Genomic DNA, 24,290 nt, shown 5'->3' with positions numbered 1-24,290 from the left:
ATTATTGACGATAACCACAAGCTGAAATAAGCAGCCCATGTACCGTTTTTGAAAGTGCGACCAAATCATATTTATGATCGCTCATTACCCAATTGGTCACAACTTCATCTACTGTTCCGAAGATCATTTGTCTTGCTACGCGAACATTTAAATCCGCTTGGAATTCTCCTTGTCCTATACCTGTTTCCAAAATTTCATCGATGACTTGTAAGTATCCTTTTAATACTTCGTTTATCTTGAGGCGTAAGTCTTGATTGGATTGGCGAAGCTCTAGTTGAGTGACGATAGCAAGAGGATCATTTTGTGATAACAGCAAGAAGTGCGTTTCTACCAACATAAACAACTTCTCTACAGCGCTTTCAATTCCTGCTGTTTTTTGACGAATTGTTTCGACAAATTCTCCCATCTTCTCCTGGAATAAGGATATCAATATATCTTCTTTATTTTTAAAGTATAAATAAATAGTTCCATCAGCAACGCCAGCTTGCTTTGCAATTTTAGAAACCTGCGCTTGATGGTATCCATTTTCTGCAATCACAATAACCGCCGCATCAATAATTTGGTTATATTTTGGTCGATTTTTTTTCACTTTACTGTCCCCTTCAAGAAGATGACTGAATGAATAATCATTCATATTTTAATAATACTGACTATTTTCAATATTGTCAATCATATATTTTCAAAAAGAAAGGGCCTTTAGCCCGTCTGCTCATCCTCTTTCTTTTTCTTCTCTTCATCTATAAGGACGCGTCGTAAAATCTTCCCAACAGTTGTTTTTGGCAACTCACTCCGAAACTCATATAATTTTGGAACTTTATAAGCAGCCAAATATTTACGAGCAAACTGATCTAACTCTTCTTCAGAACAAACTTCATCTTCTTTTAGTACAACAAAAACTTTCACGGTTTCACCACGATATGGATCTGGGACACCGATCGCAACCACTTCCTGCACCTTTTCATGCTCATATAATACTTCTTCCACTTCGCGCGGATAAACATTGAATCCGCTAGCAACAATCATATCTTTCTTGCGATCTTTTATATAGAAAAATCCATCTTCATCCATATAGCCAACATCACCTGTGTGTAACCAACCATCCTGTAATACAGCTGCTGTTTCCTCAGGCTTATTCCAGTATCCCTTCATTACTTGCGGACCTCTCACAACAATTTCACCAATTTCCCCTGGAGGTAACGATTCTCCTGTTTCAAGTGACATAATGCGGGCATCTGTATCTGGCCACGGGACGCCAATGCTTCCTGGCACACGTTTTTCCCATAAGAAATTGCTATGTGTGACTGGAGATGACTCTGTCAGTCCATATCCTTCTACGAGCTTACCGCCTGTAATCTTTTCAAATTTCTCTTGCACCTCTACTGGAAGAGGAGCAGAACCACTAATACAAGCACGAATCGAAGAGATATCATATTTCTGAAGCAGAGGACTATTTAAAAGGGCAATATAAATCGTCGGAGCTCCCGGAAACAGTGTAACTTTATGCTTTTTAATCGCTTCAAACACCATTTTCATATCAAACTTCGGGACAATTACCATTTTGTATCCTTGCATAACGGTTAAATTCATCACAGCTGTCATCCCGTACACATGGAAAAATGGAAGGACACCGAGAACCACTTCTTCTCCTTCTTTACAGTTATATAGCCAATGCACACCCATCAATGTATTCGATACAAGATTTTTGTGCGTTAACATAACTCCTTTCGGAAATCCTGTCGTACCTCCTGTATATTGTAAGAGCGCTAAATCATTTTCAGGATCACAAGGCACCTCTACCATTTCATCACTTTCTCTTTCTACCGATTTCCAAACATGAATCGTATCACTTTCGGCTACTTTTACAACAAGATTCGTTTGCTTCTTTTGTACAAATGGATATAGTAAATTTTTTGGAAATGGTAAAAAATCTGCAATGCGGGTTACAATAACATGCTCAAGCTTTGTGGTAGATTGAACATTCGTAACTTTCGGAAAAACGAGATCCAGACATAGAATAACTTTCGCTCCAGAGTCATGGAGTTGATATTCTAGTTCCCTCTCTGTATAAAGAGGATTTGTTTGCACGACAATACCACCTGCGAGCAATGTACCATAATATCCAATTACAGCCTGCGGACAATTTGGTAACATAATCGCAACTCGATCACCTTTTTTCACACCAAGCTTACGAAGATAATTTGCAAATTGATTCACCTTACAATTCAGCTCTGAAAATATAATATCCTTCCCCAGAAAGTGAAGCGCTTTCTTTTCTGGATACCGAGAAGACATCTGCTGTAAATATACATGGAGCGGCTGAATATCATAAGAAATTGTATCTGGAATTTCCTCTGGATAACTTTGTAGCCAAGGCTTTTCCATCCTCATTCCTCCTCCCTGTTCTTACAAGAATACAATGAATGTCCATTCATGATGATTGTTTTCATTATATTATAGTCGTAATCGCGTTACAATCATAATATTCTGACTTTTATATAACTATTCCATAACAACTACAAGAAAGAACACCTTCCATTAATAGAAGCTAAATGCACTTTAACGCTCGCTATAAAACAAAAGTAAAGCTAATGGAACTTTCATATATAGTGATTTCCCCCACCTAACTTCTTTGCTTTTGCTAAATTTTAAGGTGGGGGTATCACTGCCCGTTAATGTGGAAAAAAGTTAACATAAGCTTTATAAAATCCATATATCACAAATGAATACATAAATATATAAAACATCATTCTTTTACCTCTTAGTGCCCAGGTTAATTTTTTATCCTGTAATGACAGCTCTATTCCACTGGCTTTTTTCACCTTACGTAACACTTGAAACAATTCACGATATTCATCATCAATTCCTAATAATAAGTACTCTTTACCATTTGTATATTTTATATATAAAAACTCACTTCCCCCCTTACGATCTAATACTGTTTTCATAGAAATAATTTCATCTAATTGATATACTTTTAAATCAACATCATTATAATACCGGTCTACAAAGAAAACATATAATCTTTCATTTGTAACAACCAAAACGCTATTAATGCCAAAATGCATAGCGAGAGCGCCTATTCCTAACATAGTTGCTGTTCCTGTTTGTGATCCCTTTACACGAGGATTAGATGCAATCATACTATATAAGATCTCTTCATTTTTCTGTAAATCACTTTGTACTTCCTGATAACAACGCTGCATCAAAATACTTTTAGTCACTACCATTTTTGCACGTTTTATTTTCTGTTTATCCACTTTTGCTTCATCATTATATTCTGCAACATCTTCATCACTATATTGTAAATTGCTTAATCCCTGTAACAGCTCCTCTTTGCGCATCAGTTTCCCCTCCTAGTATCTTTTTTAGTTTTTTCCGTCCTCTTGAAAGTCTGCTATAAACGTTATCTGTTGTCAGCCCTAATTCAGAAGCAATCTCCTGCACACTATATTCATCTAAATATCTCTTTATAAAGATTTTTCTATCTTTATTATTTAAAGCTTCAATTAAAAGGTAGAAGGTTTCCTCTTGTTCCTCATTTGTTTGATTTGAATCTTTTATCTCTTCATATATATCCTGCTGAAATTCTTGTAATCGATAAGCCTGATTACTTTTTCTCTTAAAATCAATTGCTTTAAACTTCGCAACAGATATAAGCCAATTTCTAAATTTCCCGCGCTTTTCATCATAACTCTCAATGTTGTACCAAATAATTAATAAAATATCATCCACACATTCATCAACGAGTACTTTACTATGCGATGTATCTAACACACTATGAACAACTTTATAAATTAAATCACCATATTGATCAATCGCTGCATGTAATGCAGTCATATCTTTCTTTCGTAACCCTTCTACTACTTCAGCTTCGCTCATCCCTATCACCACTCTTTGTTTCATTCTCTATTCACTTAATATACGAATTATAATGTTAGTTTTCTGACACAAATACAAAATTTAGTTAAATGTAAATATACAAAAATAAAAAAGCAGGACAAACACCTACTCTCACGAATTTACTCTATGAATATAACCATTGGGGGGATATCATGTATCAAACAATTGAAGGCTTTCTGACAACATGGAAATACGAGTCTGAGTCTACACAAAAGATACTAGATGCATTAACTGATGAATCATTGAAGCAAGAAATTGCTCCTGGGCATTGGACTTTAGGCAGAGTCGCTTGGCATATCGTTACCGCAATTCCTGTGATGCTGTCAGGAACAGGTTTACAGTTTGAGGGGGAGACAAAAGATTATCCTGTACCAACTTCCGCGAAGACGATTGCAGAAGGTTATCGTAAAGTAAATACGGATTTTGTAGAGGCAATTCAAACGCAGTGGACTGATCAAGATTTAGCAACAATTAATGATTTCTTTGGGCGCCCCATGCCAAACTCTATCTTTTTGATGACTCTCATTAATCATCAAAATCATCACCGTGGGCAAATGACTGTCTTAATGCGTCAAGCTGGGTTACAGGTTCCAGGTATTTATGGACCTGCTAAGGAAGAGTGGGCAGCTGCCGGGATGGAAGCTCCGAAAATGTAATAACGAAAAAGACAAGGTAACTGCACCTTGTCTTTTTCTGTAACTTGTTTCATGTGAAACTTTATAACGCATCTTCCTTCTCAATATTTCTAATTCCATAATAAGCAATCATAATACCAATAGCCGCAAGTGCTAATTGAAGTGGTAGAAAAGTTGCTAATGAGAATTCTGGCTGACTTTGACATGCAATCATCACAACAAGTAAGGAAGAAACAATCGTTGTTGGAACAGAGTATTTACGCATACCAAAATATAAGGGAATTAACCCTGATCCTGCAGCTGCCATAGCAAAAGGAATCACTTTTATACCTTCTTGAATCAACTCAGCTACCGTTATTGTATTCGGAATAACTAACATATAACTATTCAATGTAAAGAAGATACCTATTACAAAAATATTAGATAATAAAACTGTTACAAACGTTAGCATTGCTGTGATTAATAACTTACTAGCAATGATTTTTTTTCGACTAATTGGATACGAAAACATGAGCAGTATTGTTTTATTTTTATATTCTTCAATTACTAGTTTTGCAATTAATACTCCCGCAAAGACAATAAACGTTCCTCGCACCATTGCACTCGCCATTAAAAGAATTCCTTGAGGATTTCCTAGTTCTACATCCCCTTCAATCTGTGACATATAGCTTACAAAAAATAGCATCGCAATCATCACTATATTTGCGATAATCGCACCTTTTATATACCATCCAAGCTTAGATTTCTTCATTTCTAGCTTTATAAGTTGCAGCATTTTATCCCCCTTAGTTCATCTATTTTATTTTTAAAAATCCACCGGTTTGATTTTATTGTTTATTCATTGGTAATACTTTACGATAATTTCTCGATAAAAAATTCAAATAAATACGAAGATACTTCCAACTAAAATAGGCGATGCTTCCCACGATTCCACCTATGATCAGAGCATAAACCATGCTCCACTCCTGAGGAATTGATAAACTAGGACCCATATCCATTTGTACCCATGTAACTCCAAAGGAACGAATAATACCTGCAATTAATATAAGTACAGTACAAAAACCGAAACCGTACGCAATCGTTGCCAAAACTGGAACAACAATAACGCTTAATAGTCCCGTCGTACAGTAAAAAAACAGCATAGCAAATATGTCACTGACGGAACGAATTGATTTTTTCTGCATGATATATTCACCTCTTCTGATTATTATTTGATACATATAGTGCCTTTTTTACTTAAAATCTCCACCTTATTTGATGCATCACCAATTACACCTTCTTTTGTTTTTTCCGTATTCGTTCTTTTCTTAAACCCATTTAAACTCACTATTATATCGGATGAATCACTGTTAGCAGCAAGCTTTAATGAAGTTGGAGCTTCTTTATAAGAGACACCAATGTCTCCTGATTTTGTTTCTACAAGTAATGACTTTCCTTCTATTGTCTCTTTAATCAATACTTCACCATCTGTTGAAGTAACTTTTGTCTTAGGGCTCCTTACATTTGTAAGGTAGTTATCACCGGTAGTAGAAGCTACAGATAGTTCCTGTAACGAACTATTTTTCAAACTTAGTTCCCCACCTTTTGATGTAAACTCACCGTTTTCTGCTGATAGCCCCTCAATCTTTTCAGCACCAGATCCGTTTGAAAATACAATATTTTTAGTCATTATATCATTCATTTTTATATCGCCAGATCTATTATTCAATGTAATCGTATCTACTCCATCCTTTGGAATAGAAATATAGATTGTACCTTTCTTTCCAAAAGTGAAGCCACCAATAAATCCATCCTTTTGTTCTTGTTGAGTGATTACAATTTTCTTTCCATCCTTTTTAATTGTTACAGGATCATTCTTCTTATCTTTCTGTTTTCCTTCAACTGCAATTGTTACCTTGTTTGATTCTGCACTTTTGAACTCAACATCCCAAGATTCGTTGTTTATTTCTACTTCTGCAATACGATCTACTTCAAAGGAGTTTTCTTTTTCAAAACCCTTCCCTCCTACTTCTTTGATGCCAAAAGTGAGTCCACCAATTACAATTAATGCCGTAGAAGCGAATATGATTTTTTTCAATTTTTATCCCTCATTTCATTTTCAGTTTAAATAAACATGAATTATTCCATCTTTACCCTGATCTTTATTTAGGCCACATCAATTTTGTCAACTTTATGATAAGAAAGATAGCCAATGATAAGACCTAATAGACAGAATGCAATTGGTACGCCAATAAAGTCGAACAAGCTAACCGAACCACTCGCATCAGAAACAGCTGAGTTAATTACACATCCAATTAATACAGAAGAAGTAATTGTTGTAGCAGTAGATTTTTTTCTCATGCCAAAATATAAAGGAACTAAGCTTATTCCAGCCATCATGAATGCACTAAGAAAAGTGCTTGGCACTGTTGCAATTATTTCCCCCATACTAACAGGCTTCCCAAAGAATCCTATTATTGGATTTAAGAAAAAAGTTAACATGTTGATAATAAAAGTAGTAACAATTATGCTGCAAAAACAAAATCCAAAAACAATTGCTAACTTCGCTTGCATTAATTTTTTTCGTTGTAACGGATAGGTAAATAATAATTGCATCGTTTTACTCCTGTATTCATCAATCACTAAACTTGATAAAATGACAGCTGAAAAAATCATAAATACTACTCTAATAAAAACATTCGTTACATACATGAACCCCGTATAATCTGGAAACATTAAATCACTCTCAATTCTAGAGCCCCACGCCATAAGACCAACAGCAGCGAAAATTGCTATAATACAAATTACTACTCCTTTAAAATACCTAGATAAGCGATGCTTTTTCCATTCTAGTTTCATTAGTTTAAACATGTTAATTGCCCCCATTGATACGATTTAAAAAATATTCCTTATTTAAACAAATCCACCTGTTCAATCTTCCTTATTGCCATAAAAGCAATCAATAAACCAACACATGCTATCATGACAGGAATCACAATAAAGCTGAACAATGAAACTTCACCATTCAAACTAGAAGTAAATAAACACATAACGATAATTGCAGATACAAACGTTGCTCGGACTGAATACTTTTTCATTCCAAAATGAATCGGGATTAAACTAATTCCTGTTGATGCTAAAGCATTCACAAATAGTTCCGCTGCGTTCTGAGTTAAAATCGCCACCGTTAACGGTTCCATGATTACTGGATGATATAAATTTAAAACATAGACGAAACTAAACATAATAATCTCTGAAATGATAATAGCGCATAGCGTAAACAGTATAATGATGAGAATTTTTGCTGTCATCATTTTTTTTCGATTAATCGGATACATAAACATCACTGTCATCGTATTATTTTGAAACTCTTGAATAATGAATTTCGCAATTAAACTGGCTCCGAAAATCATAAATACGGCTCGTGAAAAACGATCAATAGCTTGAAATACGCTGTCATAACTATCAAGTTCCCATCAAATATAATCAATGGGATAAATATAGAAACAATCAAGATTGCAATAAGTGCCCCTCTAATAACCGACCATATCTTAAATTTCATGAATTCAAGTCTCATTAAGTTAAGCACGGATGCCCTCTCCATTCACAAGGTTCAAGAAATACTCTTCTAACGAACTATGCTTTTTGTTTATACTTTCAATTTCTATGTCATTCATGATCAGCGTTTTAGAAACTGCTTGCTGTGTAGCTGTCATTTCATACACGCGAATCATACTTTCACTCATAATTTTGTAATTTGTTATGCTAAGTTTATTTTCTAAAATATAAGCCGCACGTTTCACATCTTGAACATGAATTTCAATGTACTCTGTTTGTTTTCCATTAATGCTCTTCATTGAAACTTCTTTTATCAATTTCCCATTTTGAATAACGCCAATCGTATCTGCCATTTGCTCCATTTCTCCTAAAATATGGCTAGATACTAATAGGGTAATTCCATATTCTTTGCAAAGCATTTTAAATAGGTCGCGCAATTCTCTAATCCCGATTGGATCTAGACCGTTGATTGGTTCATCTAAAATTAATAGCTCTGGCTTTGTCAAAATCGCTCTGGCAATTCCTAATCTTTGTTTCATCCCAAGCGAAAAATCTTTTACTTTTTTATTCTCCACGTTGTGTAAATTAACAAGATCTAATGCATGCTCAATCTCCTTCTTGTCGTAGTAACCCATATATTCGCAATGTAGATATAAATTTTCCTTAGCTGTTAATTTGTCATAAAAAATTGGATATTCGATAATTGTTCCCATTCGTTTTAACACGTCATATGATGTATCTGTTAATCTCTCACCAAAAATTTCAATATCCCCACTCGTTGGTTTTATTAAATTTGTAATCATCTTCATAATTGTTGTTTTACCAGCACCATTGGGTCCTAAAAAGCCGTAGATTTCTCCTTTTTTCACGTGCATGTTGACCCCTGAAATCACTTCTTTTCCTTGAAACACTTTTGTTAACTGATTTGTTTTTAATATATAAGCCATATCATTTTCCCCTTTCGCTTCCGTTTTATATTTCTATCATAGACAATGAACGTCTCTTTTTTCTTACCCATTCCTTACAAATTTCTTACGTTCAAAAAAAGCTTGTAGAACACCCTTTTCTACAAGCTAAAACTCCATTTTTTTCAGCATAATTGTAAATACCGTTTTCTCATATGGCGTACTAGAAAGATGAATTTCTCCGCCTAACGCTTCCACAAGTCGTTTTGTAATCGTAAGTCCAAGACCGCTTCCTTGATACAATCGGTTCCTCGAGTCTTCTAACGTATACATGCGTTCGAATACTTTATCAATATGAGATTCATCAATTCCTTTGCCGCGGTCCCATACATCAACATATATGCACCTATCATCATCTCTTAATGTAATACCGAGTGTTTTCCCATCATATCCATACGCAATTGCATTTGATATTAAATTATTTAATACCCTACCCAACACTTCTGCATTTCCGAGTGCATATACATTTTTCTCCGGTATATCAATATGAACCTCAAACCCTTTCGTCGTTACTAAATCATAAAATGATAAAATCTTTTCCCGGCACACTTCATTCATATTCACCTTCGTCATTTCGATTGCTTTATCTCCAGATTCTAATTTCGCCAAATCAAAAAACTTATGAATCAGTTCCATTACTTCCAGTGTTTTCAAATGTACCTTTTCTAGTAATGCTTGTTGCTCTTCTTTACTCATCGTTTTATCTGTATTTAACATTTCTGTATACCCAAGAATAACAGTAAGCGGCGTTTTTAAATCATGTGAGATATTAGAAAGCATCTTCCTCATGGAAATCTCAACCTTCGCATGATTGGCATTCGTTTTTTGCTTCGCATCTAATAAATGATTAATCGCTACTAATAATTTTTGCAGTTCTTTATCATCCGTTACAACTAATAATTTCTCACCTGTTTGCTGCTTTACAATATCCTGTAACTTTTCATATGTATAGCGCACATTTGCACTTTTACTTTTCTGTATTCTATATTGAAAATAAATAATACCTAATAACATAACAATAACAATTGTTAAAAGAGCGACCATACTATATCACTTCCAACTTATAACCAATACCCCATAGTGTTTTAATATATTCCGGATTAGAAGGATCATCTTCAATTTTCTCACGCAACCGTCTCATATGAACATTAATCACGTTATCATCGCCATAGTATTCTTCATTCCAAATGAGATTATATATTTGTGCTTTTGTAAATACACGATTTTGATTCTTCACAAATAGCTTTAAAATCTCGAATTCTTTCAAAGTAAGTTTTAGCTGTTTTTCGTTTTTTTGCACAGTAAAGTTGATTGGATCGATTTTCAAATCACCAATCTCAATCATTTCTTCTTTCTTCTCCGTGGCTGAATACTTGGTTGATCTTCGAATACCTGCCTTTACCCGCGCTGATAGCTCAATCATAGAAAATGGCTTACAAATGTAATCATCTGCTCCAAGGCCTAAACCGACCGCCTTATCAACATCCGTATCCTTCGCAGACATCATTAATATCGGAACAGCACTTTTTTCTCGAATAATTCTCACCACTTCTAAACCATCTAGCTTTGGCATCATAATATCTAAAATAATTAAATCAAATGAACCTTTTAAAAACGCTAGAACTCCTTCTTCTCCATCAGGTGCGATTGTAACTTGAAAGCCTTCTTTCGTTAAATATTTTTCAACCATCTCTTGAATCGAAATGTCATCTTCTACTAGTAAAATATGATGTGACATGTTTCTATCCCCTTTTTTTACAATCATTAACAATTTAATTGTAACTGAAGTAGATAAAACTGAAAAGAATTATATGAAAATTCAATCTGACTTCATTTCTTTTCACAACAATGTTATGATGGAATTCACTACTCTTGTTCACAATTCACTTTATATAAAGGAGATTTACCATGTCAGAAAATAAAAAAGTAAATTTAGCTGATTTAATGCGTGAGCAACTTGCGAAGAAAAAGCAAGGAAATGGAAATGGCGCAAATGCTAAAAACCAAAATCAAGCAACGAAGAAACTACAAAGTCAGCAAACAAAGAAAACAAACAACCAACGTAGACGTACAGGTGTGTAAATGAACGGGCAAAAACGAGCTAATATTTCACCAGGCTTGGAAGTTGATATCGTACTAAAGAAAGATCAACGTACTGGCACACTCACTCGAGGGATTGTAAAAGATATTTTGACAAACTCACCGTCTCATCCGCACGGCATTAAAGTGCGACTGCAAGATGGGCAGGTTGGTAGAGTACAGCACATTGTGGAATAGAAAAAGGAACTCATTTGAAATTGAGCTCCTTTTTTTATTCATAATTCATGTCGTTTTTTCTGTAAGTCGATATTCTTTGTCGAAACACCGATAATTGTGATTACCCTTTGATTTTTTCGATGAAGACTACTTTTAAATAGTCGCCTTCTTTAAATTGGTCAATTGTACGGAAATCTTCTGGTAATGAATGTTCTTCCAATATTTTATATTTCCCATTCATTTCTTTAAATGCTGCACTGATAAAGCCTTTAAATTTTTTCATATCGAATGTGCTGCAGTTTGTAGAAGCAACGATAATACCGTTGTTTTCTGTAATTGCGATTGTTTCTTTTAATAAGTTTTTATAGTCTTTTGCCGCACTAAATGTATATTTTTTCGAACGCGCGAAACTTGGTGGGTCTAGTACAACCATATCAAATTTCATTTGTTTCTTCGCTGCATATTTAAAATAATGGAATACGTCTTCTACGATAATGTCTTGTGCTTCGTAATCAATTCCATTTACATTGAATTGTTCAATTGTTTTACTTAAGCTACGATTGGCCAAATCAACACTTGTTGTTTTTGTTGCTCCGCCAAGCGCTGCAAATACAGAAAATGCACCTGTGTAAGAGAACATATTTAATACCGTTCTCCCTTTCGCATATGTATCACGAATTTGCTTTCGAACGTTACGCTGATCTAAGAACACGCCAACCATTGCTCCGTCATTTAAATACACTGCAAAATTCACACCGTTCTCTTTTACGATGATTGGAAACTCACCGCGTTCTCCAGTTACAAAGTCATCTTCTTCAATATACTTTCCTTTTGTATCAAAACGCTTCTTCTGGTAGATTCCTTTAAAGTTTGCTATTTTTTGAAGAGCTCCAATGATTTCATCTTTGAATGAATAGATTCCTTCACTATACCAGCTGATTACATAATACCCATCGTAGTAATCGATAATTAAACCGCCAAGTCCATCCCCTTCACCATTTACAACGCGGAATGCAGTCGTATCATTCGATTTATAAAAACCTTTTCGCTTATGTAACGCTGATTTGATTTTTCTTTCAAAGAAAGCTTGGTCAATGTGCTCTTGCTCTTTTCTCGTTAAAATCCAGCCATATCCTTTATTTTGCTTTCCATAGTATCCTTTTCCAAGAAATTGGTTCTTCTCATCAACAATTTTGATGATCGTCCCCTCTTCACGTATATCATTTAAGTTTTGAATCGCATCTTTTAAAATAAGTGGGTAGCCACTTTTAATTTCTTTTATAAATTTCGTTTTTATCTTTACAGTTACTTCTGATCGCATGTAATGTCTTCCTTTCCATTTGAATGCTTTCTATCTAGTAGGAAGCATTTAAAAAACGAGACTGAAAAAACAGCCTCGTTTCACTATACCATATTATTGCTTTGCTAGTACAACCAGCTCATCACCTGGCTAAAAAACAAAAAGGCTTTCCTCTTTTAGGAAAGCCTTTCTAATTTATTTTTCAATAACAACTTCTTGTTTTTGAAAGATAGAAACAATATATCCAACAAACATACCTATCAATCCTGGAATCAACCATCCAATGCCAACACTATAGAATGGAATTTTTTCTAAAATAGGTGCTAGTGCTGCAATTTGAATGTGTGCATGATTTAATCCATCGAAGAAGCTAATAACAAATGCTCCTATAATTCCACCTACATACATCGATAACGGAATGCGAATATAATTTTCAGCTAATGATAATACGATTAGCACGATTCCAATTGGATAGATTGCAATTAAGATTGGTAATGCTAATGCATTTAGCTGTGTTAAGCCAAGATTTGCTACCATAAATGCTAACACACAGAAAATGAAAACAACTTTTTGATAAGAAAGCTTCGGTAATAATGCTGAGAAAAACTCTCCACAAGCTGCGACAATCCCAACAGAAGTTGTCAAACATGCAGCCGCAATTGCTACACCAAGTAATAAAGTACCGGAGCTACCAAATAAATGATGAACAACGTTTGTTAAAATAACACCACCGTTTTCTCCCATTCCAAGCGATACACTAGAAGCCCCCAGATAAGCAAGCGCTAAGTAAACAATAAGTAAGCCAAGTGCTGCAATAATTCCTGCAAAGATTGTTACTTTTGCAATACTTTTCTTATTTGTAATCCCTTTTCCTTTTAAAGCATTGATAACCACATTTCCGAAAACAAGTGCCGCTAATCCATCTAATGTTAAATATCCATCAATAAATCCTTTAAAAAGTGGATCTTTGTACGTTTCTGTTGGTGCACCGAACTCTCCAATTGGTGTAATAAGTGCTTTAATAACAATAATTGCAATGACAGCTAATAAAATTGGTGTTAATACTTTCCCAATACGTTCTACTAATTTCGAAGGATTTAACGCTAAGTAGAAAGTAACTGCAAAGAAAATAAATGTAAAGATAACAAGTGAATATGCTTGGCCCACTACTGAACTTGATAAAAATGGAGCAGCCGCCATTTCATAAGCAACAGTTCCTGTACGCGGTACACTTACAAATACACCTAAACATAAATAAATCGCAACGATGAAAACAAGTGCAAATAACGGATGCACACGACCTGCGAGTTTATTAATATCTCCTTTTAAGGCAATGGCAATAACCCCCAGTAAAGGAAGACCTACTCCTGTAATAATAAAACCAAACAACGCAATCCATACATCCGTTCCAGCACCTTGTCCTAATGCTGGCGGGAAAATCATGTTTCCTGCACCGAAGAATAGCGCAAATAACATTAAACTTATTGCAAACATCTCAGATAACTTTAAAGATGATTTCACTTTCATTTACCTCCTAAAAAATTTATAAATAAACAAAATATTCAGAAATAAAAACCCGTTACATTTCCTCTTTCAATCCTACTTCCCTTACAAAAGAACGCAAAAAACACCCGTCCCTAACAAAGGGACGAGTGTTGAAATCGTGGTTCCACCCTTATTCTAATAAAATGAATGTATAATAAAATAAACTCATTTTATAGCTCGTGTAAATTGATAACGGTTTTATCCGCCAAGAATTACAATGCATCATGCAGTTCACTCTTGAAGTTTAGAGGTGGTAAGTATATCTTTTCGTATTAGGAAGCTCACAGCCTAAGGCTCCCCTCTCTGAGAATCGTAAAAAATAACTCATGTCCTCATCATTACTTTTATAAAATATATTGTCGAATCTTGTTGTTTTTTATTATATGGGCTATTTTTTAAAAAATCAATAGTTTTATTTTTTCTGACAAAAAAATAAAAAGAGAGAAAGCGATAGCTCCTCCTCTCCTTACAACTGCTTCAATAATTCCTGTAACTCCTGCTCTGTAACATTTCGCCACTTCCCAGCTTCTAATCCATCAAGCTTAATATTTATAATGCGCACGCGTTTTAGCTTCGTTACTGTATATCCAAAAGCCCGGCTCATCCGGCGAATTTGCCTATTCATTCCTTGCGTTAAAATAATTCGAAATGTACTGCCATCTACCCTTGTTACTTTACACGGCTTCGTCATCCCATCTTTAATCTTCACGCCACGAGACATTCCGTCAATAAACCAATCTGTAAATGGCTTATCAACTGTCACTACATATTCTTTTTCATGCTCATGATCTCCGTGTAAAATTTGATTGGCAATCGCTCCGTCATTTGTTAACAAAATCAGTCCTTCTGACGCCTTATCTAAACGACCAACTGGAAAGATTCTCTCTGGATGATTGATATAATCAATGATGTTCCCTTCAATATGTTCTGCAGCGGTACAAGTGATTCCCACTGGTTTGTGAAAGGCAATATAGATTTTTTCTTTATTTTCCTTTTCAATCACTTTTCTATCAACCGTTACAGTATCATTAGGTGTAACAATCGTACCATGCGCACAAACTTCGCCGTTAATTGCCACGCGGTCTGCTTTAATAAGACGGTCTGTTTCTCTCCTTGAGCAGGATAATGCTTCGCTTATAAATTGGTTAATTTTCATGTCGTATTCCTTTTTCTTATAGATTATCCGAAAAGAAAAAGCGTCAATCTCAGGCGGTATACTTATGCCGAGATTGACGCTCTCTTACTTCGCAAAAACCACTAAATAAATAACCCCAATCACAAAAAATATGCCGCAACAAGCTAACAATACTTTTGCAAGTTTGTCCATAAACATAGTGTTTACCCCTTTTGCTTGGTTTTTTGCTATTTTAATTCGACAACCGTTACGCCGAGGCCTCCCTCGCCCATATCACCATAGCGGTAGTTTTTTACGCCACGATGTTTTTTCAAGTAATCTTGTACACCTTGGCGAAGTGCTCCTGTTCCTTTTCCGTGAATAATGGATACGCGCGGGTAATTTGCAAGCTGTGCATCATCTAAATATTTTTCTACACGCATCATTGCATTTTCAAAGCGTTCACCACGAAGATCAAGCTCTAAGGAAACGTGGTAGTCTCTTCCTTTAACAGTCGCGACTGCCTTTTTCTCAGTTTGTTGTGGCGTATTAATGTACTCCATATCGGATTCTTTCACTTTCATCTTCAGAATACCAATTTGAACGTTCCACTCATTATCGCTTACTTTTTTCAGCAGCTGTCCTTTTTGACCGAACGTTAATACTTTTACTTCATCACCTGCTCGTAGTTGTTGTTTTGGCGCTGTGTTTTTCACTTTTACTTTTTGTTTTTTCACAAGTTCTGGCGCTGCCCCTTCTAGGCGGCTTTTCGCTTCGATTAACTCGTGATCTTTCACGTTTGCAAGCTGAGCTTTACGCAATTGACGAAGTTCGTGAATGATGCCTGCTGCTTCTTTCTTCGCAGCTTCGACTTTTTCTTCCCCTTCTTTTTGCGCTTTTAATAACCTCTCATCGCGCTCATCATTAAATTCAATAATTTGACGTTGTAACTCGCGATGAAGTTTTTCAGATTGTTTACGATGCTCTTCTGCTTCATTCCATTCGCGCTCTGCATTTTTTTGGCTCTCTTCAAGCTTTGCAATCATATTTTCAATTTTATTTGTATCCGTACTAATATGATTACGAGCGCGATCAATCACGCGATCAGATAAACCAAGGCGTTTTGAAATTTCAAAGGCGTTACTGCGTCCTGGTACACCGATTAATAACTTATAAGTTGGGCTTAATGTGTTTACATCAAACTCCACACTCGCGTTAATCACTTGTTCACGATTGTAACCATATGCTTTTAGCTCTGGGTAATGCGTCGTTGCGACAACGCGTGCTCCGCGGTTATATACTTCATCTAAGATGGAAATCGCAAGTGCTGCCCCTTCTTGCGGGTCTGTTCCAGCACCTAATTCATCGAATAACACTAAGCTTTCAAAATCAGCTTTTTCTAAAATATCTACAATGTTCACCATATGTGAGGAGAACGTACTTAAGCTTTGTTCAATCGATTGTTCATCACCAATATCAGCAAAGATATTTTTAAATACACAAATCTCTGATTCATCTAATACAGGGATATGAAGACCAGATTGCGCCATTAATACACAGATACCGACTGTTTTTAATGTAACCGTCTTACCACCTGTATTTGGTCCTGTAATAACGATTGTTGTGAAGTCTTTACCAAGCATAATATCGTTTGGAACAATGATTTCTGGATCAATAAGTGGATGACGAGCTTGTCGTAAATCCATATATCGCTCATTATTTACAATTGGCTTCGTTGCTTTAATTCGTTTCGCATAAAATGCTTTCGCAAAAATGAAATCGAGATTTGCGATAACCTCTACGTTCGCTAACACAGTATCAGCTTCTACTGCTACCTCTTCTGTTAACACCATTAAAATGCGTTCTACTTCTTGTTTTTCCTTCACACGTGCTTCTTGCAACGCGTTATTTAGTTCCACAATGACTTGCGGCTCAATAAATAACGTTTGTCCAGACGCGGATTGGTCATGGACAATACCGCCATATGCACCGCGGTATTCCTGTTTTACAGGAATTACATAGCGATCATTACGGATTGTTACAATTGCATCTGATAGCATTTTCTGTGCATTAGAAGATCTCGTCATATTTTCAAGTTTCTCACGAATACGACTTTCTGCAGTGCGAATTTGGTTACGAATGCCACGCAGTTTATCACTTGCACTATCAACAACTTCGCCACCATCACCAATGCAGCTTGTAATTTTCTTTTCTAAATCATATAAAGACATAATTTGTGCCACATGCGTTTCTAAAATTGGAAGCTCTACACCATTATCGATCATATCTTCAATAAATCGCTTCATTTGGCGACTACCATACATCGTACTCGCAATATCAAGAAGTTCATGCGGGCTCAGCATACTTCCAATTTTCGCACGCTTTACATTCGGACGAATATCAAAAATCCCTCCGAGCGGTACATGCCCTTTTAAGCGAATTACTTTCGCTGCTTCATCCGTTGTTTCTTGCATTTCTACAATCTCTTCAAAATCTGTACTAGGCAGTAGGCTCTTCACTTTATCACGACCAAGTGAAGAAGCAACATGCTCAAGTAATTGTTCTTTTACTTTGTTATATTCTAATACACGCAACGTTCTTTCTAACATAAGTTGCCTGTCCCCCTTGTGTTACTTATTCCGTTTAATATAGTCTAATAAACGTTCAATATTCCATGTGTTAATCACGGTATCTTTTTGAATCCAGCCTTTACGTGCTGCCGCTACACCTGTTTCCATATCTTCTAACATTTCAAGTGTATGAGCATCCGTATTAATCGCTACTTTTACACCAGCATCTTGTGCTTGCTTTAATAGTTTTGCACTTAAATCTAAGCGGTTCGGATTCGCATTTAATTCTAAAACTGTATCTGTTTCTTTTGCGAGTTCAATGAGTAAATCTGTATCTACATCGTACCCTTCGCGGCGTCCAAGAAGACGACCTGTTGGATGGGCAATCATTGTAACATGCTTATTTTCAATTGCTGCGCGCAAACGTTTCATAATCGTTTCACGGTCTTGTGAGAAACTAGAGTGGATTGCACCAATGACATAATCAAGCTCCGCTAATACTTCATCATCAAAATCTAGCGTTGCATCTGGTAAAATGTCCATTTCGATTCCACGTAAAATTGTGATATCTGGGTATTTTTCGTTAATGCGCTCAATCTCTTTTCCTTGTTCAAGAAGGCGCTCTTTCGTTAAACCGTTCGCTACTTTCAAGTATTGTGAGTGGTCAGTAATTGCCATAAACTTATACCCACGAGCGCGGCACGCTTGTACCATTTCTTCAATCGAAAAGGCACCATCACTCCATGTTGTATGCATATGTAAATCACCTTGTATATCAGAGAACTGAATTAAATTTGGATATTCTTTAATTAATTCAATCTCTTTTCCGTCTTCACGTACTTCTGGCGGAATGAATGGCAAACCAAAATGAGCAAAGAATGCTTCTTCTGTTTCAAATGTTTTCACTTCACCTGTTTCTAAGTTTTCCACACCGTACTCACTAATTTTTTCACCTTTATCTTTTGCAATTTGGCGCATTCTTACGTTATGATCTTTTGAACCTGTAAAATGATGAAGAGTTGTAATAAATTCTTCAGGTTTTACAAGACGGAAATCAATTGAAATATCATATTCATATTGAAGGCGAACAGATACCTTTGTATCACCGCTCGCAATGACTTCAATCATATTATCAAACTGCAATAAATGCTCACGTACTGCTGGTGGATTTTCCGTTGCGATAATAAAATCTAAATCTTTTACCGTTTCACGCACGCGTCGCAGGCTACCAGCGCGAGAGAATCGAATAATTTCCTGGATATTCGACAATTTCTTCTCTATTTCCCCGGCAATAGGCAAGACCATTGCAATCGGTAAACGTTCTGGACGAGAACCAACTTGAGTAATCGCTTCTAATATTTTCTCTTCCGTTTTCTTACCGAATCCTGCTAGTAGCTGCACTTTATTTTCTTCACAGGCCTTTTTCAATGTTTCCATATCAATTACGCCCAGTTCTTTATACAGCTTTGCTACTTTTTTACCGCCAAGCCCTGGTAATTTTAATAATGGTAATAGGCTGCTTGGTACTTCTTTTTCGAGCTCTTGCAATACTTCTGAAGTTCCGCCTTCAATATATTCTTGAATCACTGCTGCTGTTCCTTTTCCGATGCCTGGAATCTTTGTGAAATCTTCAATCTCAGAAAGACTACGATCATCGCTTTCTAATGCTGCTGCCGCTTTACGAAATGCGGATATTTTAAATGGATTTTCGCCCTTAAGCTCCATAAATAGGCCGATTGTCTCCAGTAATTTAATCACTTGTTTTTTATTTACTTTCATTCTTTCCCCGCCTTTCTTTCATAGAAAAAAACTTCTCTTTCCGAAAAAAGAGAAGTTATACTCTGCTACCTGTCTGCCATAGTTCCTTCACCTTTTCAGAAAGAATCGGTGTATCGTCTACAATTATTTTGCTAATTGATGATTTTTGCAGTGGCGTTTGTACTTGTTCAATCGGAAGGATTGTTCCAATAATAATTAAGACAAACAAAATAATATACACTTCTAAAAAGCCAAGAAGTGCCCCAGCAAACGCATTTACCTGCTTTAAAACTGGGATTTCTGTAAACATATTCAGCAAATTACCAAGCAATGAAAGTGCGATTTTTGTAATAATAAATAATACAATGAACGCAATTGCTTGATAGAAGACTGCTTCGATATTATTCGCATCAATCCATTCTGGAACAGATACGTTCTTATCAAATGGATACGGAATAAATTTCTCAAGCGCTGGCGCTAAATCTTTGCAGTACCAGTATGCAACAAGGTATGCGATAATAAAGCTTGTTAACTTTACGAGTTGCAGGACAAACCCTCTTCTTAAACCGAGGAAAAATCCCATAACAAGCAGTACAATGATAATAATATCAATCATGTTATTCCATTCCTTTTTTTGTCATACTTTCTTTCAATTTTTCATGTTCATCTTTTAATTTTATGTAATCGTGTATGACGTTTACCGCCGTCAATACCGCTAGTCTACTCGTATCAAGCGAAGGATTCTTGGCATTGAGTTCGCGCATTTTATCATCCACAATCGCTGCTACCATGCGGATATGACTTGTACTTTCATCGCCAACAACTGAATATTGTTGACCATAGATTTCTACATTAATTCGACTTTTATTTCCCTTTTGTTGTGACAACTCACCGGCCTCCAATCACGTACAGAATCCTAAAGTTTATCATACCATGAACCATCATAATATGGAAACAGAAAGAACAATCCGATATGATAAAAATAACAATATAAAAAAGGAGCGACTACTTTGTCAAATTCTATCGTAATCCAAACAAATCCTGCAACAATTGAAGACATGCGGCAGCAGTATAAACAAGCAATTGCACCGAAAGTTCCGCAAGGCGGTGTCTTTATGGCAAAAGTCCCATCTTGTACAATTACGGCCTATAAATCAGGCAAAGTAATGTTTCAAGGTGTTCGTGCAGAGGAAGAATCAGCACGTTGGCAAAATGTTTCTCAAGCACCTAAATCTTCTGTTAAGAAAACGGCAAATTCACACCGCTATGCCCCGCCCTCTTCCATTGGAACAATGTCTATAGCCGGATCCGATGAAGTAGGTACTGGAGATTACTTCGGACCGATGACAGTTGTTGCTGTATATGTCGATGCGAAGCAAATTCCACTCTTAAAAGAACTTGGTGTAAAAGACTCGAAAAACTTAAATGATGCGCAAATCGCTGAAATTGCAAAACAACTCCTTGCTGTTGTTCCTTATAGCTCTCTTGTTTTGCATAATGAAAAGTATAACGAGCTGTTCGAAAAAGGAAACAATCAAGGTAAGCTAAAAGCACTCTTACATAATAAGGCTCTTACAAATTTACTAGCAAAGATCGCGCCGACAAAGCCAGAAGGTATCCTAATCGATCAATTCACGCAGCCTGATACATACTATAAATACTTAGCAAAACAAAAACAGGTACAGCGCGAAAACGTTTATTTCGCAACAAAAGGCGAAAGTGTCCATTTAGCAGTTGCCGCAGCTTCCATTTTAGCTCGCTACTCATTCGTAAAACAGTTTGATGAATTAAGCAAAAAAGCGGGTATGCCACTTCCGAAAGGTGCAGGCAAGCAAGTTGATATCGCCGCAGCAAAATTAATTCAAAAGCTAGGCAAAGAACGACTTCCTGAGTTTGTGAAACTTCACTTTGCAAATACAGAAAAGGCATTTCGTTTATTGAAAAAATAGCTATTTTTTAGTATCGACAATATATAAACTAGCTAAACAAGGCGAAAAGAATCCCTATTTCTTTTCGCCTTGTTTTTTGTTATAATTCAAATATACAGAAATTTCGTTTTACTTATTTTTAATTCTATACATACTCATTATAAAACTATATAAAAGAGGGGATTACTTTGTTATTACTACAAATGATTTTGAATGTTTTAATGGGTAAACCACATGAAAAACAAAGCAGGATTAGAGAAAATATCCGATTATTAAATGATGAACCAGCATTTCATGCACTAATAGAACGGTATGGTAAATCGTTCCTGTTCAAATTTCAAGTTCGTAAACATATTGGTACGTACGATGCTTACGAACTAATTCACAATCCTAAAAAGCTTGGACAATTTTGTAAAGAGATTGAGAAAATCATTACGAAGTAATAACTAATTAAAAATAAGCCAAATAATAACATATAAAGAAGAGTAGCTATTTTAGCTACTCTTCTTTATATGTTTAGCTTCGTTTTTGCTTCTTATTTGATGAAGGTACTTTATAAGAACCCGTTTCATGCGTAGTAGTTCCCTGTCCTTCGACTTCCGGAGAACCAAGGCTTGCTCTGGAAGGATCTTTTTTCACTTTTTTGCCCATTATACTCACCCCTTAGTGTTACTTTTTACTTAGCGGTAAGAAAGTATACAGCACAAAAAAGCGAGAGGATTCCCCTCTCGCTTTTTGCATATCTTAAAACTCCGAAGAACCTGGAGTTCTTGGGAATGGAATTACGTCACGGATATTTGCCATACCAGTGATGTACATTAGGAAACGCTCGAAACCTAGACCGAATCCAGCGTGTTTTGTACCGCCGTATTTTCTAAGTTCTAAGTACCACCAGTAGTCTTCTTCATTCATGCCTAATTCTTTAATACGGTCTACTAAAACATCCATTCTTTCTTCACGTTGACTTCCGCCGATTAATTCACCAATGCCAGGAACTAGAAGGTCAGTAGCAGCTACTGTTTTACCGTCATCGTTCATACGCATGTAGAATGCTTTAATATCTTTTGGATAGTCTGTTACGAATACAGGACGTTTAAAGATTTCTTCTGAAAGGTATCTTTCGTGCTCTGTTTGTAAGTCAATGCCCCATTCTACTGGGTATTTAAAGTCTGCACCTGACTCTTGAAGCACTTTAATTGCTTCTGTATATGTGATGCGACCAAAGTCAGAGTTGATTACGTTGTTCATGCGCTCTAGAACTGTTTTATCAACAAAGCTGTTGAAGAATTCCATTTCTTCTGGTGCATGCTCTAATACATATTTCATCGCATATTTCAGCATATCTTCTGTCAGATCCATTACATCTTCTAATTCAGCAAATGCAATCTCAGGCTCAACCATCCAGAACTCCGCTGCGTGGCGAGTTGTGTTTGAGTTTTCTGCGCGGAATGTAGGTCCGAATGTGTATACATCACGGAACGCTAATGCATAAGCTTCAGCATTAAGTTGTCCACTTACTGTTAAGTTTGTTTCTTTACCGAAGAAGTCTTTTGATTCGTCAACTTGTCCGTCTTCACCTTTTGGTAAGTTGTTCAGATCTTGCGTTGTTACGCGGAACATTTCGCCTGCACCTTCTGTATCACTACCAGTAATAATTGGTGTGTGAACATGTACGAATCCACGGTCTTGGAAGAATTGGTGGATTGCAAATGCTGCGATAGAACGTACGCGGAATGTTGCAGAGAATGCATTTGTTCTTGGACGTAAATGAGCGATTGTACGTAAGTATTCAAACGTATGACGTTTCTTTTGAAGTGGGTAATCAGAATCTGATAAGCCCTCAACGTCGATTTTTTCTGCTTTAATTTCAAATGGTTGTTTTGCCCCTGGCGTTGCAACTAGTTTACCTTCTACTTTAATTGAAGAGCTAAGCGGAAGCTTCGCAATTTCTTTAAAGTTATCTAACTCTGTATCGAAAACAATTTGCACGCTTTTGAAGAAGCTACCATCGTTTAATTCGATAAAACCAAATACTTTTGAATCACGTAAGTTACGAATCCAACCTGATACTTGTACTGTTTGATCTACGTATTTATCTGTATCTCTATACAGACTTTTTACTAATGTGTTTTCCATAGTGAAATTCTCCTTTGCTGATATATTTGAATACAAAAAAACCTTTCATCCATAAAGGGACGAAAGGTTAAACTTCGCGGTACCACCCAATTTGTCATAAAGACCAACTTTAACTCGTATGTAATACATACTTCCCGGTTTGTAACAGGCCGGATTCCCGTCTAAGTCTACTCTTGAATACAAGTTTCAATTTCGGTTAGCAACTCCAAGGTGTTCTTCATATATACCGCCTCATCAGGCTCTCACCGTCCCTGACTCGCTATGGATTATAGTATATACTACTTTTCCTTATCATCGTTTTTCGTTTTGTTAAACTAAAATTAATGTACTACATTCGAGGGAAAGATGCAAGGCGTCCTGTTAATAAAGTGAACCTTACCACTCTCTCCATTCTTCGGTTATGTCTTCTTCTACTTCCAATCCTGCTATAGCCGCTACTTCTACAATAAATTCATATAATTCCTCTCTTTCTAATGTCTCAATGAAAAAATCGTATTGTTCATTTAATTCATTTAAACTAACTACGACTTTTTCTACACACTCAACAAAAATAAACCAGATGCTTTTCAGCATCTGGTTTATTTTTGTTAACTTGATGGCTATGCCCCATACCCATCAACTTAAGAAATTAATTGTTCCCCAAAAC

28 protein-coding genes and 2 other annotated features are annotated in these 24,290 nt (G+C 36.0%); of the genes, 5 read left to right on the top strand and 23 right to left on the bottom strand.

The features are described 5' to 3' along the window. Nucleotide 1 precedes the first annotated feature (1 nt). The 4 genes from Y7E_RS0107090 to Y7E_RS0107075 all read right to left on the bottom strand — a co-directional run bounded on the left by Y7E_RS0107090 (nt 2) and on the right by Y7E_RS0107075 (nt 3,879). The gene (locus tag Y7E_RS0107090; RefSeq protein WP_017150588.1) at nt 2–589 is read right to left on the bottom strand and encodes a TetR/AcrR family transcriptional regulator; all 588 of its coding nucleotides are present in this window, start codon (nt 587–589) and stop codon (nt 2–4) included. Nucleotides 590–696: 107 nt separating this feature from the next. Then, nucleotides 697–2,382 (bottom strand): long-chain-fatty-acid--CoA ligase, encoded by a 1,686-nt coding sequence (locus tag Y7E_RS0107085; RefSeq protein ID WP_017150587.1) that lies wholly within the window; start codon nt 2,380–2,382, stop codon nt 697–699. Nucleotides 2,383–2,669: 287 nt separating this feature from the next. Beyond that, nucleotides 2,670–3,341: a hypothetical protein gene (locus tag Y7E_RS0107080; protein ID WP_017150586.1), complete on the bottom strand. Its 672-nt coding sequence runs from the start codon at nt 3,339–3,341 to the stop codon at nt 2,670–2,672. Continuing rightward, entirely contained in the window at nt 3,295–3,879 is a 585-nt protein-coding gene (locus Y7E_RS0107075; protein WP_034278340.1) for a sigma-70 family RNA polymerase sigma factor, read from the bottom strand. The genes Y7E_RS0107080 and Y7E_RS0107075 overlap by 47 nt, the downstream gene beginning before the upstream one ends. A gap of 173 nt (nt 3,880–4,052) precedes the next feature. Between Y7E_RS0107075 and Y7E_RS0107070 the strand changes: the two genes are divergently transcribed. Further along, a complete protein-coding gene (locus tag Y7E_RS0107070; RefSeq protein WP_017150584.1) occupies nt 4,053–4,556 on the top strand; it encodes a DinB family protein in 504 nt (167 codons plus the stop codon). Between the two features lie 61 nt (nt 4,557–4,617). Here Y7E_RS0107070 and Y7E_RS0107065 read toward each other — a convergent pair whose 3' ends face one another. The 9 genes from Y7E_RS0107065 to Y7E_RS0107030 all read right to left on the bottom strand — a co-directional run bounded on the left by Y7E_RS0107065 (nt 4,618) and on the right by Y7E_RS0107030 (nt 10,775). After that, a complete protein-coding gene (locus Y7E_RS0107065; protein WP_017150583.1) occupies nt 4,618–5,310 on the bottom strand; it encodes an ABC transporter permease in 693 nt (230 codons plus the stop codon). A 52-nt stretch (nt 5,311–5,362) separates the two neighbouring features. Beyond that, nucleotides 5,363–5,719 (bottom strand): hypothetical protein, encoded by a 357-nt coding sequence (locus Y7E_RS0107060; RefSeq protein WP_017150582.1) that lies wholly within the window; start codon nt 5,717–5,719, stop codon nt 5,363–5,365. A 23-nt stretch (nt 5,720–5,742) separates the two neighbouring features. Continuing rightward, on the bottom strand, nt 5,743–6,612 hold the full coding sequence (locus Y7E_RS0107055) for a DUF4097 family beta strand repeat-containing protein (RefSeq protein ID WP_017150581.1): 870 nt from the start codon (nt 6,610–6,612) through the stop codon (nt 5,743–5,745). 68 nt (nt 6,613–6,680) lie between these two features. Further along, a complete protein-coding gene (locus tag Y7E_RS0107050; RefSeq protein ID WP_017150580.1) occupies nt 6,681–7,385 on the bottom strand; it encodes an ABC transporter permease in 705 nt (234 codons plus the stop codon). 38 nt (nt 7,386–7,423) lie between these two features. After that, complete coding sequence (locus tag Y7E_RS29400) at nt 7,424–7,927, bottom strand: hypothetical protein (protein ID WP_017150579.1); 504 nt, start codon at nt 7,925–7,927, stop codon at nt 7,424–7,426. Continuing rightward, entirely contained in the window at nt 7,924–8,076 is a 153-nt protein-coding gene (locus Y7E_RS34235; protein ID WP_237741358.1) for a hypothetical protein, read from the bottom strand. Before Y7E_RS34235 ends, Y7E_RS29400 begins: the two co-directional genes overlap by 4 nt. A 19-nt stretch (nt 8,077–8,095) precedes the next feature. Continuing rightward, nucleotides 8,096–9,019 carry an ABC transporter ATP-binding protein gene (locus Y7E_RS0107040; protein ID WP_017150577.1) on the bottom strand — a complete coding sequence of 308 codons (924 nt, stop codon included), beginning with the start codon at nt 9,017–9,019 and terminating at the stop codon, nt 8,096–8,098. 126 nt (nt 9,020–9,145) lie between these two features. Next, nucleotides 9,146–10,081, bottom strand: a complete 936-nt coding sequence (locus Y7E_RS0107035; RefSeq protein WP_017150576.1) for a sensor histidine kinase — start codon at nt 10,079–10,081, stop codon at nt 9,146–9,148. Nucleotide 10,082: 1 nt separating this feature from the next. Then, a complete protein-coding gene (locus Y7E_RS0107030; protein ID WP_017150575.1) occupies nt 10,083–10,775 on the bottom strand; it encodes a response regulator transcription factor in 693 nt (230 codons plus the stop codon). A gap of 170 nt (nt 10,776–10,945) precedes the next feature. On the opposite strand from Y7E_RS0107030, the gene Y7E_RS33575 reads away from it, so the two are divergent. Together Y7E_RS33575 and Y7E_RS0107020 are read left to right on the top strand one after the other, a co-directional pair. After that, nucleotides 10,946–11,119 (top strand): hypothetical protein, encoded by a 174-nt coding sequence (locus Y7E_RS33575; RefSeq protein ID WP_017150574.1) that lies wholly within the window; start codon nt 10,946–10,948, stop codon nt 11,117–11,119. After that, entirely contained in the window at nt 11,120–11,314 is a 195-nt protein-coding gene (locus Y7E_RS0107020) for a YwbE family protein (RefSeq protein WP_017150573.1), read from the top strand. A gap of 100 nt (nt 11,315–11,414) precedes the next feature. Here Y7E_RS0107020 and Y7E_RS0107015 read toward each other — a convergent pair whose 3' ends face one another. The 7 genes from Y7E_RS0107015 to zapA all read right to left on the bottom strand — a co-directional run bounded on the left by Y7E_RS0107015 (nt 11,415) and on the right by zapA (nt 20,467). Then, nucleotides 11,415–12,614, bottom strand: coding sequence for a class I SAM-dependent rRNA methyltransferase (locus Y7E_RS0107015; protein ID WP_017150572.1), 1,200 nt, complete (start codon nt 12,612–12,614; stop codon nt 11,415–11,417). 174 nt (nt 12,615–12,788) lie between these two features. Further along, entirely contained in the window at nt 12,789–14,114 is a 1,326-nt protein-coding gene (brnQ6, locus tag Y7E_RS0107010; RefSeq protein WP_017150571.1) for a branched-chain amino acid transport system II carrier protein BrnQ6, read from the bottom strand. Between the two features lie 120 nt (nt 14,115–14,234). Beyond that, nucleotides 14,235–14,486: a binding site (T-box leader), on the bottom strand. Nucleotides 14,487–14,604: 118 nt separating this feature from the next. Further along, complete coding sequence (locus Y7E_RS0107005) at nt 14,605–15,294, bottom strand: 23S rRNA pseudouridine(2604) synthase RluF (RefSeq protein ID WP_017150570.1); 690 nt, start codon at nt 15,292–15,294, stop codon at nt 14,605–14,607. A 206-nt stretch (nt 15,295–15,500) separates the two neighbouring features. After that, a complete protein-coding gene (locus Y7E_RS0106995) occupies nt 15,501–17,861 on the bottom strand; it encodes an endonuclease MutS2 (RefSeq protein WP_017150569.1) in 2,361 nt (786 codons plus the stop codon). Nucleotides 17,862–17,882: 21 nt separating this feature from the next. Beyond that, nucleotides 17,883–19,601 (bottom strand): DNA polymerase/3'-5' exonuclease PolX, encoded by a 1,719-nt coding sequence (polX, locus tag Y7E_RS0106990; RefSeq protein WP_017150568.1) that lies wholly within the window; start codon nt 19,599–19,601, stop codon nt 17,883–17,885. 55 nt (nt 19,602–19,656) lie between these two features. Next, the gene (locus Y7E_RS0106985) at nt 19,657–20,196 is read right to left on the bottom strand and encodes a CvpA family protein (RefSeq protein WP_017150567.1); all 540 of its coding nucleotides are present in this window, start codon (nt 20,194–20,196) and stop codon (nt 19,657–19,659) included. 1 nt (nt 20,197) lies between these two features. Continuing rightward, nucleotides 20,198–20,467 carry a cell division protein ZapA gene (gene zapA / locus Y7E_RS0106980; RefSeq protein ID WP_000082702.1) on the bottom strand — a complete coding sequence of 90 codons (270 nt, stop codon included), beginning with the start codon at nt 20,465–20,467 and terminating at the stop codon, nt 20,198–20,200. Nucleotides 20,468–20,590: 123 nt separating this feature from the next. Here zapA and rnhC point away from each other — a divergent pair, with 123 nt between their 5' ends. Further along, complete coding sequence (rnhC, locus tag Y7E_RS0106975) at nt 20,591–21,529, top strand: ribonuclease HIII (RefSeq protein ID WP_017150566.1); 939 nt, start codon at nt 20,591–20,593, stop codon at nt 21,527–21,529. 167 nt (nt 21,530–21,696) lie between these two features. After that, complete coding sequence (locus tag Y7E_RS0106970) at nt 21,697–21,951, top strand: hypothetical protein (protein ID WP_017150565.1); 255 nt, start codon at nt 21,697–21,699, stop codon at nt 21,949–21,951. A 73-nt stretch (nt 21,952–22,024) separates the two neighbouring features. On the opposite strand, the gene Y7E_RS31490 is transcribed toward Y7E_RS0106970, so the two are convergent. From Y7E_RS31490 to Y7E_RS29395, 3 genes are all read right to left on the bottom strand, one after another. Beyond that, complete coding sequence (locus Y7E_RS31490) at nt 22,025–22,159, bottom strand: YuzL family protein (protein WP_017150564.1); 135 nt, start codon at nt 22,157–22,159, stop codon at nt 22,025–22,027. 93 nt (nt 22,160–22,252) lie between these two features. After that, nucleotides 22,253–23,644: an asparagine--tRNA ligase gene (asnS, locus tag Y7E_RS0106960; protein WP_017150563.1), complete on the bottom strand. Its 1,392-nt coding sequence runs from the start codon at nt 23,642–23,644 to the stop codon at nt 22,253–22,255. Nucleotides 23,645–23,696: 52 nt separating this feature from the next. Continuing rightward, nucleotides 23,697–23,948: a binding site (T-box leader), on the bottom strand. 71 nt (nt 23,949–24,019) lie between these two features. Then, on the bottom strand, nt 24,020–24,217 hold the full coding sequence (locus tag Y7E_RS29395; RefSeq protein WP_017150562.1) for a hypothetical protein: 198 nt from the start codon (nt 24,215–24,217) through the stop codon (nt 24,020–24,022). Between the last annotated feature and the right edge of the window lie 73 nt (nt 24,218–24,290).

Source organism: Bacillus bingmayongensis (genome assembly GCF_000299035.1).
Taxonomy (GTDB): domain Bacteria; phylum Bacillota; class Bacilli; order Bacillales; family Bacillaceae_G; genus Bacillus_A; species Bacillus_A bingmayongensis.
This window is presented reverse-complemented; position numbering and strand designations above follow the sequence as displayed.

Excerpts from the sequence above, each read along its gene's own strand:
- Y7E_RS0107085 (WP_017150587.1), bottom strand. The coding sequence starts at position 2,382 with ATGGAAAAGCCTTGGCTACAAAGTTATCCAGAGGAAATTCCAGATACA.
- Y7E_RS0107080 (WP_017150586.1), bottom strand. The coding sequence starts at position 3,341 with ATGCGCAAAGAGGAGCTGTTACAGGGATTAAGCAATTTACAATATAGT.
- Y7E_RS0107075 (WP_034278340.1), bottom strand. The coding sequence starts at position 3,879 with ATGAGCGAAGCTGAAGTAGTAGAAGGGTTACGAAAGAAAGATATGACT.
- Y7E_RS0107070 (WP_017150584.1), top strand. The coding sequence starts at position 4,053 with ATGTATCAAACAATTGAAGGCTTTCTGACAACATGGAAATACGAGTCT.
- Y7E_RS0107065 (WP_017150583.1), bottom strand. The coding sequence starts at position 5,310 with ATGCTGCAACTTATAAAGCTAGAAATGAAGAAATCTAAGCTTGGATGG.
- Y7E_RS0107060 (WP_017150582.1), bottom strand. The coding sequence starts at position 5,719 with ATGCAGAAAAAATCAATTCGTTCCGTCAGTGACATATTTGCTATGCTG.
- Y7E_RS0107050 (WP_017150580.1), bottom strand. The coding sequence starts at position 7,385 with ATGTTTAAACTAATGAAACTAGAATGGAAAAAGCATCGCTTATCTAGG.
- Y7E_RS29400 (WP_017150579.1), bottom strand. The coding sequence starts at position 7,927 with ATGATTTTCGGAGCCAGTTTAATTGCGAAATTCATTATTCAAGAGTTT.
- Y7E_RS34235 (WP_237741358.1), bottom strand. The coding sequence starts at position 8,076 with ATGAAATTTAAGATATGGTCGGTTATTAGAGGGGCACTTATTGCAATC.
- Y7E_RS0107040 (WP_017150577.1), bottom strand. The coding sequence starts at position 9,019 with ATGGCTTATATATTAAAAACAAATCAGTTAACAAAAGTGTTTCAAGGA.
- Y7E_RS0107035 (WP_017150576.1), bottom strand. The coding sequence starts at position 10,081 with ATGGTCGCTCTTTTAACAATTGTTATTGTTATGTTATTAGGTATTATT.
- Y7E_RS0107030 (WP_017150575.1), bottom strand. The coding sequence starts at position 10,775 with ATGTCACATCATATTTTACTAGTAGAAGATGACATTTCGATTCAAGAG.
- Y7E_RS33575 (WP_017150574.1), top strand. The coding sequence starts at position 10,946 with ATGTCAGAAAATAAAAAAGTAAATTTAGCTGATTTAATGCGTGAGCAA.
- Y7E_RS0107020 (WP_017150573.1), top strand. The coding sequence starts at position 11,120 with ATGAACGGGCAAAAACGAGCTAATATTTCACCAGGCTTGGAAGTTGAT.
- Y7E_RS0107015 (WP_017150572.1), bottom strand. The coding sequence starts at position 12,614 with ATGCGATCAGAAGTAACTGTAAAGATAAAAACGAAATTTATAAAAGAA.
- Y7E_RS0107005 (WP_017150570.1), bottom strand. The coding sequence starts at position 15,294 with ATGAAAATTAACCAATTTATAAGCGAAGCATTATCCTGCTCAAGGAGA.
- Y7E_RS0106995 (WP_017150569.1), bottom strand. The coding sequence starts at position 17,861 with ATGTTAGAAAGAACGTTGCGTGTATTAGAATATAACAAAGTAAAAGAA.
- polX (WP_017150568.1), bottom strand. The coding sequence starts at position 19,601 with ATGAAAGTAAATAAAAAACAAGTGATTAAATTACTGGAGACAATCGGC.
- Y7E_RS0106985 (WP_017150567.1), bottom strand. The coding sequence starts at position 20,196 with ATGATTGATATTATTATCATTGTACTGCTTGTTATGGGATTTTTCCTC.
- Y7E_RS31490 (WP_017150564.1), bottom strand. The coding sequence starts at position 22,159 with ATGGGCAAAAAAGTGAAAAAAGATCCTTCCAGAGCAAGCCTTGGTTCT.
- asnS (WP_017150563.1), bottom strand. The coding sequence starts at position 23,644 with ATGGAAAACACATTAGTAAAAAGTCTGTATAGAGATACAGATAAATAC.
- Y7E_RS29395 (WP_017150562.1), bottom strand. The coding sequence starts at position 24,217 with ATGCTGAAAAGCATCTGGTTTATTTTTGTTGAGTGTGTAGAAAAAGTC.